This window comes from Streptomyces sp. NBC_01017 (genome assembly GCF_045162795.1).
In the GTDB taxonomy this organism is placed as follows: Bacteria; Actinomycetota; Actinomycetes; order Streptomycetales; family Streptomycetaceae; genus Streptomyces; species Streptomyces machairae.
In genome coordinates this window covers 4,419,705-4,432,965 of sequence record NZ_CP108683.1, presented here as the reverse complement: position 1 = coordinate 4,432,965, position 13,261 = coordinate 4,419,705, and the positions used below count along the sequence as shown (strand labels likewise).

At 70.8% G+C, this 13,261-nt stretch carries 15 protein-coding genes; 4 read left to right on the top strand and 11 right to left on the bottom strand.

From position 1 onward, the window contains the following. Positions 1–112 precede the first annotated feature (112 nt). A complete protein-coding gene (locus OG331_RS20005) occupies positions 113–499 on the top strand; it encodes an STAS domain-containing protein (RefSeq protein ID WP_406210147.1) in 387 nt (128 codons plus the stop codon). Here the strand turns inward: OG331_RS20005 and OG331_RS20000 are convergent. From OG331_RS20000 to OG331_RS19990, 3 genes are all read right to left on the bottom strand, one after another. Further along, positions 383–1,402: a sigma-70 family RNA polymerase sigma factor gene (locus OG331_RS20000; RefSeq protein ID WP_406198098.1), complete on the bottom strand. Its 1,020-nt coding sequence runs from the start codon at positions 1,400–1,402 to the stop codon at positions 383–385. The two genes, OG331_RS20005 and OG331_RS20000, sit on opposite strands and share 117 nt — an antisense overlap. Before the next feature lie 191 nt (positions 1,403–1,593). Continuing rightward, on the bottom strand, positions 1,594–1,956 hold the full coding sequence (locus OG331_RS19995) for an ATP-binding protein (RefSeq protein WP_406198096.1): 363 nt from the start codon (positions 1,954–1,956) through the stop codon (positions 1,594–1,596). A 138-nt stretch (positions 1,957–2,094) separates the two neighbouring features. Then, positions 2,095–3,258: an adenosine deaminase gene (locus tag OG331_RS19990; RefSeq protein WP_406198094.1), complete on the bottom strand. Its 1,164-nt coding sequence runs from the start codon at positions 3,256–3,258 to the stop codon at positions 2,095–2,097. 173 nt (positions 3,259–3,431) lie between these two features. On the opposite strand from OG331_RS19990, the gene OG331_RS19985 reads away from it, so the two are divergent. After that, entirely contained in the window at positions 3,432–4,193 is a 762-nt protein-coding gene (locus OG331_RS19985; RefSeq protein WP_406198092.1) for an alpha/beta hydrolase, read from the top strand. A 99-nt stretch (positions 4,194–4,292) separates the two neighbouring features. Here the strand turns inward: OG331_RS19985 and OG331_RS19980 are convergent, their stop codons facing one another. Beyond that, on the bottom strand, positions 4,293–5,246 hold the full coding sequence (locus OG331_RS19980; protein WP_406198089.1) for a LysR substrate-binding domain-containing protein: 954 nt from the start codon (positions 5,244–5,246) through the stop codon (positions 4,293–4,295). Positions 5,247–5,308: 62 nt separating this feature from the next. Between OG331_RS19980 and OG331_RS19975 the strand changes: the two genes are divergently transcribed. Beyond that, positions 5,309–6,583 carry an MFS transporter gene (locus OG331_RS19975; protein ID WP_406198086.1) on the top strand — a complete coding sequence of 425 codons (1,275 nt, stop codon included), beginning with the start codon at positions 5,309–5,311 and terminating at the stop codon, positions 6,581–6,583. Between the two features lie 88 nt (positions 6,584–6,671). Here the strand turns inward: OG331_RS19975 and OG331_RS19970 are convergent, their stop codons facing one another. The 5 genes from OG331_RS19970 to afsQ1 form a co-directional block, all read right to left on the bottom strand. After that, positions 6,672–6,881 (bottom strand): PspC domain-containing protein, encoded by a 210-nt coding sequence (locus OG331_RS19970; protein WP_328424202.1) that lies wholly within the window; start codon positions 6,879–6,881, stop codon positions 6,672–6,674. Positions 6,882–6,989: 108 nt separating this feature from the next. Continuing rightward, positions 6,990–7,541, bottom strand: coding sequence for a VanZ family protein (locus OG331_RS19965; protein WP_406198083.1), 552 nt, complete (start codon positions 7,539–7,541; stop codon positions 6,990–6,992). 395 nt (positions 7,542–7,936) lie between these two features. After that, the gene (locus tag OG331_RS19960) at positions 7,937–8,554 is read right to left on the bottom strand and encodes a hypothetical protein (protein WP_406198081.1); all 618 of its coding nucleotides are present in this window, start codon (positions 8,552–8,554) and stop codon (positions 7,937–7,939) included. After that, a complete protein-coding gene (locus OG331_RS19955) occupies positions 8,554–10,140 on the bottom strand; it encodes an ATP-binding protein (RefSeq protein WP_406198079.1) in 1,587 nt (528 codons plus the stop codon). Before OG331_RS19955 ends, OG331_RS19960 begins: the two co-directional genes overlap by 1 nt. Beyond that, entirely contained in the window at positions 10,137–10,814 is a 678-nt protein-coding gene (gene afsQ1, locus OG331_RS19950) for a two-component system response regulator AfsQ1 (protein WP_031477770.1), read from the bottom strand. Before afsQ1 ends, OG331_RS19955 begins: the two co-directional genes overlap by 4 nt. Before the next feature lie 267 nt (positions 10,815–11,081). On the opposite strand from afsQ1, the gene OG331_RS19945 reads away from it, so the two are divergent. Continuing rightward, positions 11,082–11,828, top strand: coding sequence for a SigE family RNA polymerase sigma factor (locus OG331_RS19945; protein WP_362385156.1), 747 nt, complete (start codon positions 11,082–11,084; stop codon positions 11,826–11,828). 196 nt (positions 11,829–12,024) lie between these two features. Here the strand turns inward: OG331_RS19945 and OG331_RS19940 are convergent, their stop codons facing one another. Together OG331_RS19940 and OG331_RS19935 are read right to left on the bottom strand one after the other, a co-directional pair. Next, positions 12,025–12,396, bottom strand: coding sequence for a DUF6281 family protein (locus OG331_RS19940; protein ID WP_406198076.1), 372 nt, complete (start codon positions 12,394–12,396; stop codon positions 12,025–12,027). A 61-nt stretch (positions 12,397–12,457) separates the two neighbouring features. Then, positions 12,458–13,093 carry a uridine kinase gene (locus OG331_RS19935; RefSeq protein WP_328879686.1) on the bottom strand — a complete coding sequence of 212 codons (636 nt, stop codon included), beginning with the start codon at positions 13,091–13,093 and terminating at the stop codon, positions 12,458–12,460. Positions 13,094–13,261 lie beyond the last annotated feature (168 nt).

Below are 13,261 nucleotides of genomic sequence, written 5' to 3'. Positions count from 1 at the left end.
CAGCCAACCCTCTGGGGAAGGAGGGCACCCGGTCAATGTGATCCCGGCAGGCGGACACCCCACGGCGCACGGACACCGGGCGGCGGGCGACGGACGGGGGCCTCCGGCCGCGATGAGTTATCCGTCGCCGCCCGGTCTACCGATCGTGGATGCCATGACACCCGCTGTACTCGTGTTGGCCGGCCCCGTCACCCGGGATGAGGTGGCAGGGCTGTGCGACGACGTGCGGGCCCGGCTGGAGGCCGGCAGAGCGGGCGTCGTGGTGTGCGATGTCGGAGGGCTCGGACCCCCGGGACTGGGCACCGTCGACCTGCTGGCACGGCTCCAGCTGGCCGCCCGGCGCGCCGGGGGCCGGATACGGCTGCGGGACCCCGACCCCGCGCTACACGCCCTCCTCGACCTGGTGGGCCTCCGCTTCGAGATGGAGGGGGAGCCCGAACAGCGGGAACCAGCGCTTGGTGTCGAGGAAGCAGTGGAACCCGGTGATCCGGCCGTCTGAGACCTCCAGCACCTGCACCGCCCACGGCGTGAAGCCGCCCGCCTCCGGGTCGGGCTTGTACTGGGCGAAGCCCGGCAGCCCGTTGACCTGGACCGGCAGCAGACGCGAGCCCGCGCAGGGGGCGCCGAGCGTCGTCATGAAGCCCGTGATGTCCTTGACGCCGGTCAGCCACAGGTCGAACGGCGGCATCGTCATGATGGCGTCCTCGTGCAGCAGGGCCGTGAGCGCCGTCATGTCGTAGCCCTCGAAGGCCGCGACGTACCGCTCCAGGAGCTTTTGCTGCTCCTCGTCCAGCGGATCGGAGAGGGCGGCCTCGGCGCCCGGCTGCTGCTGCTCGGCGAGCGTGGCGCGCGCCCGCTGCAACGCGCTGTTGACCGACGCGACCGTCGTGTCGAGCAGCTCGGCGACCTCGCTCGCCTTCCAGGCCAGCACCTCGCGCAGGATCAGCACCGCCCGCTGCTTGGCGGGCAGCTGCTGCAGGGCGGCCATGAAGGCGAGCCGCACCGTCTCCTTGGCGACCGCGGCCTCCGCCGGGTCCTCGGTGCTGGGCAGCACCCGGTTGTCCGGCATCGGCTCCAGCCAGGTGTTGTCCGGGCGCGGCGAGAGCGCCGCCTGCGCGAGCGGGGTCGACTCCGTGAGGTCCATGGGCCTGGCCCGCTTGTTGCCGGCCGTCAGCATGTCCAGGCACACGTTCGTCGCGATGCGGTACAGCCACGACCGGAGACTGGAGCGCCCCTCGAACTTGTCGTAACTCCGCCAGGCGCGCACCATCGTGTCCTGGACCGCGTCCTCGGCCTCGAAGGAGGAGCCGAGCATGCGGTAGCAGTACCCGGTCAGTTCGACGCGGTGTTTCTCCAGCCTGACGTCCAGGTCCGTTGTCGTAGTCGCCGTGCCGTCGCTCATCGTCCACCCACCCCTGTGGCCGTTCCCGAAGTGCGCCTCATCGCGCCCCACACTTCGGAAGCTACCGCAGCCCACTGACAATGGCCCCCGGAGCGAACAAAGCAGCAGTTCAGAAGGGGTCGACAACACGCCGCTGGGGCGCACCCGGTGTCCAAGGTGCGCCCCAGCGGCGTGCTTCGGGAGATGCGTGATCAGGCGAGCGGAACGCCGCTCACGGGCAGGGTCTGCAGCGGCAGACCGCCGAGCAGCCCGGTGGCGACGCCGGTCGGGCCCCCGGCCAGCGCCTGCTCGGCAGCCGGCTGGGCGGCGGCCAGTCCGGCGCCGAGCGCCTCCTGACCCTGGGCGAGACCCGCACCGCCCTGGGCGAGACCCGCACCCGCGGCGGGCGCCGCCTGGGAGAGGTTCTCGGCCGGGAGCGTCCGGGTGACGGTGTCCAGCGCCGAACCGGCGGCGTCCGGGGCGACCGGCGCGGCGTTCGCGGCACCCGCACCGGCGGCGGCGAAGGCGGCACCGAGAGCGGCGACACCGAGGGTCTTGGCAGCAGACTGCTTCATGAAGGTAAGTCCTCGAAATTCGTTACGGGGTTGTGAGCGGTTCTCGACCGTAAACACGCCCCGCACGCCACCGCAAACATCGAAATGCGGACGGATTGTGAATGGCGTCCGCATTCCGTGTGCACGGAGAACTTCCGGTCAGCCCTCCTCACCCTCAGAACCGCTGGTAGAGCTGGTCTGACGGAACAGCCATTCGGACTTGAGTTCGGCATATCCGGGCTTGATCACGTCATTGATCATCGCGAGTCGTTCATCGAAAGGAATGAACGATGATTTCATCGCATTGACGGAGAACCACTGCATGTCATCGAGCGTGTAACCGAATGCTTCGACAAGGTGCTCGAATTCCCGGCTCATGCTGGTGTGGGACATCAGGCGGTTGTCGGTGTTCACGGTGGCGCGGAAGTGCAGCCGCCGCAGCAGACCGATGGGGTGCGCGGCGTACGAGTCGGCCGCGCCCGTCTGGAGGTTGGAGCTCGGGCACAGTTCCAGCGGGATGCGCTTGTCCCGGACGTACGAGGCGAGCCGGCCGAGCTTCACGGAGCCGTCGGACTGCACCTGGATGTCGTCGATGATGCGCACCCCGTGCCCCAGCCGGTCGGCGCCGCACCACTGCAGGGCCTGCCAGATGGACGGCAGACCGAAGGCCTCGCCCGCGTGGATGGTGAAGTGGTTGTTCTCGCGCTTGAGGTACTCGAAGGCGTCGAGATGCCGGGTGGGCGGGTGGCCGGCCTCGGCGCCCGCGATGTCGAAGCCGACGACGCCCAGGTCGCGGTAGCGGTTGGCGAGTTCGGCGATCTCCAGCGCGCGGGCGGCGTGCCGCATGGCGGTCAGCAGCGCGCCCACGCGGATGCGGTGGCCGTTCTCGCGCGCGATCCGCTCGCCCTCCCGGAAGCCCTCGTTGACGGCCTCGACGACCTCTTCGAGGCTGAGCCCGCCCTCGAGGTGCTGTTCGGGCGCGTACCGCACCTCGGCGTAGACGACCCCGTCCTCGGCGAGGTCCTCCGCGCACTCGCGCGCGACCCGGACGAGGGCGTCGCGGGTCTGCATCACCGCGACGGTGTGGGAGAAGGTCTCCAGGTACCGCTCCAGGGAGCCGGAGTCGGCGGCCTCGTGGAACCACACGCCGAGCTTGTCGGGGTCGGTCTCGGGGAGCTGGGTGTAGCCCGACTCGCGGGCGAGCTCGACGATCGTGCCGGGACGGAGCCCGCCGTCGAGGTGGTCGTGCAGCAGAACCTTCGGGGCCCGGCGGATCTGGTCCGAGCTCGGGATGTTCGCCTTCTGGGCAGTCTCGCTCGTCATTTTCGCACTCTAACGCCTACGCGCGTAGACGGCGCCTTCATCGCTGATTTCCCTGCCGCCGTCGCGCATTTCTCCCCTGGTGTACGAATCCGTCGGCTGTACGAATCCGTCGATACGTAACGGTGACCCCGAGGACGGGTGGCGTACACCCGCGCTTCTGACACTGTTCTGTCATGGCACAGCAAGCGACGCCGGTGCGCAGGGTCCGGCTGGGCAAGGTGATCGGGCCGGAGCCGACGGCGGTGAGCGGAGTGGTGCTCCTGCTGCCCGGAGGTGACGAGGTCTCACATCGCAAGCCGGCGACGTTGTTGGCGACCTCCCATGTGCGCACCCTCGGGCGTCGGCTGGCGCGGGCGGGGCGCGAGGAGGGTCTGGCCGCACATGTCGTCCGCTACCGCTTCCGCGGGTGGAACGGCAGCGACGCGAACCTCTTGAGCGACGCGTTGTGGGCCGCCGACGAGGTCGTACGGCGCTACGGCGACGTTCCCGTGTGCCTCGCCGGTGTCGACATGGGCGCGCGGGCGGCGGTGCGGGCGGGTGGCCACGAGGCCGTCAACTCCGTGCTGGCGATAGCTCCTTGGCTGCCGGAGGAGGATGTCGCGGCGTCACCCGAACCGGTGAAACAGCTCGGGGGGCGGCGGGTGATGTTCGTGCACGGCACCAACGACGAGCGGACCGATCCCGAGCTGTCGTTCCGGCTGGCGGAGCGGGCGAAGAAGGCCAACCGGGACGTGTGCCGGTTCGAAGTGCACTCCGATCGGCACGGGTTGCAGCAGCACCGGGATGAAGTCCTCGCGTTGGCCGAGGACTTTGTCATGGGGGTGCTGTTCGGGAGGTCGTTCTCGCGGCCGGTCGCCGATGCGTTTGCGGCTCCGCCTCCTTTGGGGTTGCGGATGCCGTTGGCTGCGGGGTTCGGTAAGTCGTTGCGGCGGTAGTGCCGTTGGGGTTCGGGCTTGGGGTCGGCGGCTGCCGGCTGTGTGTGGTTGCTCGCGCCCACGCGGCGGAGCCGCACATCGATACAGCCCCGCGCCCCTTCAGGTTGGCAGCAGATTGCCTCTCCTTGAGAGCAGGAACTTCTTGAAAGCGGCCACAGGGGGCGTGTCCGGGCGGTCGGCCATCCATGCAACGCCGATCTCGCGTGCTGCCCGCGGCGCTGTGACCGTCAGTTCCATGACCCCTGGGCGAGGCACTGCCGGTGGTGGCAGGAGTGCGACTCCGAGGCCCGCCGCCACCAGGCCCCTCAGCGTCTCCGCCTCCTCGCCCTCGAAGGCGATGCGCGGCTTGAAGCCGGCCTCCTGGCACAGGTCGTCGGTGATGCGGCGCAGGCCGTAGCCCGGTTCCAGGGTCACGAAGATCTCGTCGGCCGCCTCCTCCAGGCGGATGCGCTTGCGGGTGGCCAGACGGTGATCGGCGGGGACGACCAGGCGGAGTTTCTGCTCGTCCAGGCGGCGGGCGACCAGGTCGGGGGCGTCGGGGACGGGGGAGGTGAGGCAGAGGTCCAGCTCGCCGGCCCGGAGTCGTTCGAGCATGGCCTCGCCGTAGTTCTGGACCAGGCTGAAGCGGACCCGGGGGTGGTCGGCGCGGAAGGCGTGGATCAGGCCGGGGACCGTTTCCGCGCCCATGGTGTGCAGGAACCCGAAGGCGACCTTGCCGGTGGCCGGGTCGGCGTCCGCGCGGACCTCGTCGGCGGCGCGCCGGATCTCGGCGAGGGCGCGTTCGGCGGAGGCGAGGAAGGTGCGGCCGGCGGGGGTGAGGGAGACCGTACGGCCGTGGCGGGCGAACAGGTCGACGCCCAGGTCCTGTTCCAGGCGGACCATGGCGCGCGAGAGCGTGGACTGCGGGACCTGCATCTCCTGGGCGGCCCGGGTGACGTGCTCGGTGCGGGCCACGCCGGCGAAGTACGCGAGGCGGGGTGCGAGCAACATCGTCATGTCTTCTGTGTCACTGGATGGTGACAGTCGAGGCTGTGAGCTGTGCTGATGCGCCATGGGAACGATTATGGCGAATCCATGCATTGGACGGATGAGTGGGGCGTACGTAGCTTCGAAGCATGTCTCCCGCCAGTACCGGGGCGTCCACCACCGTGGGCGCCGCACCCTCAGTCCCCGTCGTCGACTCCCGAATGGCCCCGGGCGGCCCCGGCTACCGCCGGATGAGCTTCGCCCTCTTCCTCGCCGGTGTCGCGACCTTCGCGCTTCTCTACTCCACGCAGGCCCTGCTGCCGCTGATCTCCGGTGAGTTCGGCGTGGCGGCGAGCGAGGCGAGCTGGACGGTGGCGGCCGCGACGGGTGGTCTGGCGCTGTTCGTGCTGCCCATGAGCGCGCTGTCGGAGCGGTTCGGACGCCGTACGGTCATGACGGCGTCCCTGGCGGTCGCGGTGGCGGTCGGTGTGCTGGTCCCCTTCGCGCCGAACCTGACCTCCCTGGTCGTGCTGCGGGCGGTCCAGGGTGCGGCGCTGGCGGGTCTGCCGGCGTCGGCGACAGCGTATCTGGCCGAGGAGGTCCGGCCGAAGGCGTTGGTGACGGCCATCGGACTGTTCGTCGCGGGCAACAGCGTCGGCGGGATGAGCGGCCGTGTGATCACCGGCTGGGTCGCCCAGGAGTGGGGCTGGCGGGTCGCGGTCGGCGTGATCGGCGTGATCGCGGTGGCGTGCGCGGTGGCCTTCCGGCTGCTTCTCCCGGCCCCGCGCCACTTCAAGCCGGGCTCGCTGCGTCCGCGCGTCCTTGCCCGCGCGGTCCGCGACCACCTCTCCAACCCGCTGCTGCGCCGTCTGTACGCGATCGGCGCCCTGTTCATGACGGTCTTCGGCGGCGTGTACACCGTCATCGGCTACCGCCTCACGGAGGAGCCGTTCTCGCTGCCCCAGGGCATCATCGGCTCGATCTTCCTCGTGTACCTGGTCGGTACGGTGTCCGCGTCCACGGCGGGACGGCTGGTGGGCCGCCTGGGCCGCCGCGGCGCGCTGTACGCGGCCGGCGCCACGACGGCGGCGGGCCTGCTGCTGTCCCTGGCGGACTCGCTCCCGCTGGTCCTCCTCGGCCTGGTCCTCATCACGGGCGGCTTCTTCGCGGGCCACGCGGCCGCCTCCTCGGCGGTCGGCAAGACAGCCACCCACGGCCGCGCCCAGGCCTCGGCGCTCTACCAGTCCGCCTACTACATCGGCTCCAGCGCGGGCAGCACGGTCGGCGCGGTGGCCTTCCACGCAGGCGGCTGGGCCGGCACGGTCGGCGTCGGCCTGCTGGCGGTGCTCGGCGTCGTGACGATCACGGTGTTCGGCACGCGGGCGGCGCGGCTCGAGCAGCGGCGGCTGGCTACGGCGGCCTGAGGCGGGCGTAGCTCGTAGGCTCCGTCCCCACTGGCACAAACGACTGCGCCCCGCCGGACATCGGCGGGGCGCAGTCGTGTTTGTGCGGTTACCAGGCCTCGCGCGTCTTGTTCGCCTTGTCCTCCGAGGGGAGCAGGATCCACAGGACTATGTAGAGCAGGAACTGCGGGCCGGGGAGCAGGCAGGAGATCAGGAAGATCACGCGCATCGTCGTTGCGGAGGTGCCGAAGCGCCGTGCCAGCGCGGCGCACACTCCGCCGATCATGCGGCCGTTGGTGGGTCGGGCGAGCGCGGTCATGGTGCGGCTCCTTCGCGAGCGTCGGCCGGAGGCCCCCTTGTGGGGCCTCCCGAGGGCTTCCCTCATCTGACATCCACGCTACGGCGACGAACCGGGCAAAGCGTCCCTCTACGGAGCTATCCCGACCCTGGGAATCGTCGGGGTCCGACCCTGGGAAGGCTCCTCCTGGGGGACCGGTGCCCGCTCTGTGCGCTCGGACCTGCGGCGGAGCCAGGCGCGGGACGCGGGGACGATCGCCGCGTGTGCCAGGGCCACGCCCACGGTGTTCAGCAGCAGCGAGTCGATGTCGACGATCTGGCCGGGCACGCCGGTCTGCAGCAGCTCTATGCCCAGCGAGATCAGGGCGCCGGCGGCGACCGCACGGACCAGGGAGCCCAGCGGGGAGGCGTTGATCCTGCCGTGTGCCATCGGGATCAGCACGCCCAGCGGTGCGAGCAGGGCGATGCCCTCGGCGATGTGCCGGGCGCCCTGCTGCCAGCCCAGCGCCAGATCGGCTCTGATCCCGTCGAACGGCCGCAGGTTGGGCGGCATCACCCAGGGGACGTCCAGGGGGCGCAGCGTGAGCCAGGCGACGAACGCGAGGTGCGCGACCAGGAGAACACCCCCAGTCGCACGGATGCGGATCTCGGCGCTGCCGCCGATGGAGCCTTGACGCTGCACGCCCCCCTAGACGCGCCCCCCGGCAGGATCGGTTCCGGGAGGGGGCTTACGGGGGTGAGGCGTCCGCCACACGGGCCTCCGGCGGTGGGTGCGCGTCTTTGCCTGCGGCGGCCTGTGCGGGGTGGGTGGGGGTTCGCGTAGCGCCTGCGGGTGTGTGGTGGGTCGGGGCCGTGCCGGGGGGTGTCCGTCCTCGGACCGGCGGTTGGGGTTGGGCAGGGTGGTGCCGTTTCTTGACGCCGGCCACTGCGGGCGGACACCCCCCGGCACGTCCCCTTGCCGCCGTGGGCGACTGCGGCGCCGCGGGGGTACGCCTTCCGGAACGTCCCCTGCCGCCCTACGCGGGTGCGGCGCCGCGGGGGTGCGCCTTCCGGCACGTCCCCTGCCGCCGTACGCCGTCAGTTGTCTGTGATCTCCGTTGACGGGGGCTCGTTGCTGCCGGGGCGGGTGCGGACCTCGTCCGTGCACTCGTAGCGGCGCAGGGGGTCGGCGCCGGGGCCGCCCAGGATCACCGAGCCGTCGCCCTCGGCTGCCGTCGAGTCCGAGAAGGTGCAGACGATCTGGGCGAGGGCGTACGAGGTGAGGTCGTTGGGGGGTGTGCTCAGGCGCAGGGTCTCGTCGGGGTCGCCGGGGTGCGGGCCGCTCGCTTCCATGGCCCCGCGGACGTCGGTGGTGTAGCCGGCCTCCTTCTCGGCGGCCGACGGCGTTGCCTCCAGTTCGTCGAGCAGTCCCTGTGCCACCAGCACGCGCCGCGCCGAGTCCGCCGTACCGTCTCCCACCCGCACCGTTCGGTCCACGGCCACCAGCTGTGACCCGCAGAGCAGGAAGACCTGCACCGGGAGGCCTCGCGTGGCCTGCGTCGACACGTTCGGTTCGGAGAGTGAGCAGTGCACGCGCGAGGGAGCGGGACCGAAGTTGGTCGGCACCTCCGTGGAACGGATGCCGCACCCGGTCAGCAGGGCGGCAGCAGTTGCGGAGAGGGCCAGGAGGCTGCCCGCCGGGCCGCGTACCTTCATCAGGCGTCCCCCTTCTTCGGCCCGTCGGAGCCCTTGCCGTCGGTCTCGTTGGCGTCCGTCTGTTCGGTCAGGTTCGATGCGTCCCGGGGGAGGCGCAGGGTGAACACCGCGCCGCCGTCGGGGGAGTTGGCGGCGGTGATCTCGCCGCCGTGGATGTGAGCGTTCTCCAGAGCGATGGACAGGCCGAGGCCACTGCCCTCGGAGCGGGGGCGGGAGGCGCTGGCCTTGTAGAAGCGGTCGAAGACGTGCGGGAGGACGTCCTCGGGGATGCCGGGGCCGTGGTCCCGTACGGCGATCACGATCGAGTCGTCCGCCTCCCTGACCGCGACCCGCACCGGCGAGCCGCCGTGCTTGAGCGCGTTGCCGATGAGGTTGGCCAGGATGACGTCCAGGCGGCGCGGGTCCAGGCGGGCCATGATGCCGCGCTCGGCGTCCAGGTCGACCGCGTCCAGCCAGGCGCGGGCGTCGATGCAGGCCGTGATCTGGTCGGCGAGGTCGACCTGGTCGATGACCAGGCGGGCCGTGCCCGCGTCGAAGCGGGTGACCTCCATGAGGTTCTCGACGAGGTCGTTCAGGCGGCGGGTCTCGCTGACGACCAGGCGTACGGCCGGTTCGATCATCGGGTCCATGGAGCCGGTCTCCATCTCCAGCTCCTCCTCCAGCACCTCCGTCACGGCGGTGATCGCGGTGAGGGGGGTGCGCAGTTCGTGGGACATGTCGGCCACGAAGCGGCGGGACGCATCGTCCCGTCCGGCCATGTCGGCGACCCGTTTCTCCAGCGCCTCGGCGGCCTTGTTGAACGTCCGGGAGAGATCGGCCAGTTCGTCCGTGCCCGAGACGCGCAGGCGGGTGTCCAGCTTGCCCTCGCCGAGCCGGCGGGCGGCGGCACCGAGGCGTTGGACCGGCTTCAGTACGGTCGTGGCGGCGGCCTGCGCGAGCAGCGCGGAGCCGATCAGCGCGAGGCCGGTGGCGATGCCCAGCGACCAGGCGAGGGAGTTGAGGTCCTTGGCCTCCGGCTCCAGGGACTTGAGCATGTAACCGGTGGGGCCACCGCCGATCACCTTCGTGCCGGCGACCAGGTAGGGGGTGTCGTCGGCGACTATCCGCTGCCAGTACAGGTGGTACTCGGCCTCGTTGGAGGAGTCGACCTGCTGCTTCTCGTTCACCGCCGTGCGCAGCGACTGGGGCACGTCCGCGAGCGTGAAGCCGTCCAGGCCGCCGGAGTTGCCGTACGCGGGCTTGCCGGCGGCGTCCTGGGCGACGAGCAGCACGCTGAAGCGCTGGCTGCTGTTGGCCATCTGCCCGGCGGTGTGCTGCAGTTCGTCCTGCGTCGGCTCCTCGGGCAGCAGGCCCGCGCGGTTCTGCATCTCCTGCTGGAAGTCGCGCAGCACCGCGTCCTGGGTACGGGTGAGCACCGCCTCGCGGTTGAGCCAGTAGGCGATGCCGGAGGCCGATACCGCGGCCGTCAGCGCCACGAGGCCGAAGACGACCACCAGTCGCAGGCGCAGGCTGGTGAAACGCAGCCTCGACCACACTCCCTTGCGAGCCGCGACCCAGCCGCGGAATCCCCCCTGCTCGTCCGTCACTGAGGCGCGTCCAGGCGGTAGCCGACGCCACGGACGGTACGGATGAGTGTGGGGGACGACGGGACGTCCTCGACCTTGGCGCGCAGCCGCTGGACGCAGGCGTCCACGAGGCGGGAGTCGCCCAGGTAGTCGTGCTCCCAGACGAGGCGCAGCAGCTGCTGGCGGGACAGGGCCTGGCCCGGGCGGCGGCTCAGTTCGAGCAGCAGGCGCAGCTCGGTCGGGGTGAGCTGGAGGTCCTCGCCGTTCTTCGTCACGGTCATAGCCGCACGGTCGATGACCAGGCTGCCGTACGTAGCCGCGTCGTTCGACTCCCGCTCCCCGCGCCGCAGCACCGCCCGGATCCGGGCGTCGAGCACCCGTCCCTGCACCGGCTTGACGACATAGTCGTCCGCGCCGGACTCCAGGCCGACCACGACGTCGATGTCGTCACTGCGCGCGGTCAGCAGAATGATCGGCAGCTGGTCCGTGCGCCGGATGCGCCGGCACACCTCGAACCCGTCGATGCCGGGCAGCATCACATCCAGCACGATGAGGTCCGGCCGCTGCTCACGCAGCAGTTTCAGACCGTCCTCGCCGGTGGCAGCGGTGGCCACCCGGTGTCCCTGGCGCGTCAGTGAGAGCTCCAGGGCCGTACGGATGGCGTCGTCGTCCTCGATCAGCAACAGGGAAGGCACGGGGCTCATTCTGGCCCATGCGGGGGTCGTCTTTCGACACCTGTACGAGCTGTACAGCTACGGGCACGTAGCGCTCATGACTGTGTCCGCGCTGTCGCCCGCCTGGGGGCGACCTACGACACAGGCCCCTGTGACACGTCTGTGACAGTCGGCGGACACGGCGATGAAGGTGCCCCGGCAAGCTTCTCGGCACAGGCAAGACAGCAGGACGCAACACAGCAAGCCGTACCAAGCAGAACACCGGAAGTCCACGACGGGGGGCGCGAGATGAACACGCTGCACGGCACCAGCACCAGCGCAGTGATCACGCGTCTGCACGACGTGAACGGGGGCCGGGGTTCCGAGAAGTCCGGTGCCGTGAGCGGGCGGGGGTGCGCTCGCGGCACCGGGCGTCAGCACACCGCGTACATGACGGTGGTTGACGGTTTCACGGGGGAAACGCACGGGGGAGCCGCGTACAGGGAGGACTCGGGGGAGCGTCGTCGCTCGCTGTCGGAGGCGGAGTTCACCGCCTACGTCCAGGAGCGCCGCGCCTCCCTGTACGCAACCGCCTACCACCTGACCGGTGACCGCTTCGAGGCCGAGGACCTGCTCCAGAGCGCACTGTTCTCGACGTACAGGGCCTGGGACCGGATCAGTGACAAGGCCGCCGTCGGGGGTTACCTGCGGCGGACGATGACCAACCTGCACATCAGCGCGTGGCGCCGCCGCAAGCTGAACGAGTACCCGACCGAGGAACTGCCGGAGACGCCCGGCGACACGGACGCGATGCGCGGCACCGAACTGCGCGCGGTCCTGTGGCAGGCGCTGGCCCGGCTGCCCGAACTCCAGCGCACGATGCTGGTCCTTCGTTACTACGAGGGCCGCACCGACCCGGAGATCGCGGACATCCTCGACATCAGTGTCGGCACGGTGAAGTCCAGCATCTGGCGGTCGCTCCGCCGGCTGCGCGAGGACGAGGTCCTCAGCTTCGGCCGTGACGAGGAGGACGCCTTCGGGGAGCTTGTCGCCTGAAGGTCCGGGGGGACCGCATCCGGGGGGATGCAACGGGGGAGCGGTAAGAAGTGGGGGGGACCCACGGGGGCCGGGGGGCCCACGGGGGACCAACGGGGAAACACGGGGGAGTGCTCCCACGGGGGATTCGGGGGAGCACGACGAGAGCGGGGCTGGAGGGCCGGGGGGTCCGTCCAGTCCCGTTCTTCGTGTGCGGTCAGTGGGCCTTCATGAGGATCGCTCCGGCGGGAGTGTCACCGACGGCGATGGCGGCTGCCGGGTCCGTTCCCTCGACCGCGTACGCGGTGATCCGCTGCTCGCCGATGGCGTCCGGGGGATCGTTCGGGGTGTCGTCGCACGCCGGGATCGTGGCGGTGCCCAGCTTCTTCCCGACGGTGAAGTCGGTGTTCGCGACGTCCTGGTAGGAGCGGTTCCCGTACGTCACCACGTACGCGCAGGATGCCTCGGCCGCGCCGCCCGGCTCCGCGCCGCCCGGCTCCGCGCCGCCCGTTTCCGTGCAGCCGACGGCCGTGCCGAGGAGCAGTGCGGCCATGAGCAGACGTCGGCCGGACCGGAGGGTGGTGCGCATCGGGCTTCCTTTCCGCGGGGACCGTATTCCGGTCCTACGACGGACAGGGCGTCCTGTTCGTTCAGGTGGCCGGCGTCGCCGCCGGGCGGCGGCCCGCTGCTGCTGCGGTGAGGCGGCCGAGGGCCTCGTCCCTGTCGCAGGCGTGGGCGCCCAGGGACGTCTGGTGGGCGACGATCGAACGTTCCAGGCGCATCAGGCGCCAGCCGCGGCGCAGCAGGAACGGGACCGACTTGCGGCCCTCTCGCAGGTCGCGGAGGAAGCGGCGGCGGAACGTCTTCATGGGGCCGCGGCTCAGGCACAGCGCGTCGGCGAGGAGGCCGAGCTCCCGGCAGCGGGTCACGATCTCGGCCGCGAAGATGCCCTCCGCGATGAAGAGGGGGGTGCGGCCGATGTCGACGGTCTCCGCGCCCGTGCGGGCACTCAGCGAGAGGTCGTACAGCGGAACGTCCGTACGGCCCGTGCGGCACAGCTCCGCGATCGCGGCGACAGCCGTGTCCGCGTCCCACGAGTCGGGGTGGTCCCAGTCGATGTCGGAGCTCCCGGGGACCTGCGGCAGGGTCGGGTCGTCACCCTCTTTGTAGAAGTCGTCGAGCCGCAGCACCGGAAGACCGGAGTGGGCGGCGAGAAGGGACTTGCCGGAGCCGGAAGGGCCGCAGAGCAGCACGACTCGCGTCGGTATGGGCGGATGGGAACTCACGGGACACCAGTGTGAGGCATCGCAGGGCCCGTGTACGACCCGGCGTACCGCAATTGAAGCGCGCGTCACACCTCACAGCCCTCTCGCGTTCACATGACAACTCGTCGCGGCGGCGGCAGGGCAGAGAGCCGCGCCTCCCCTGGACGGAGGGGAGGCACGGCTCTCCGG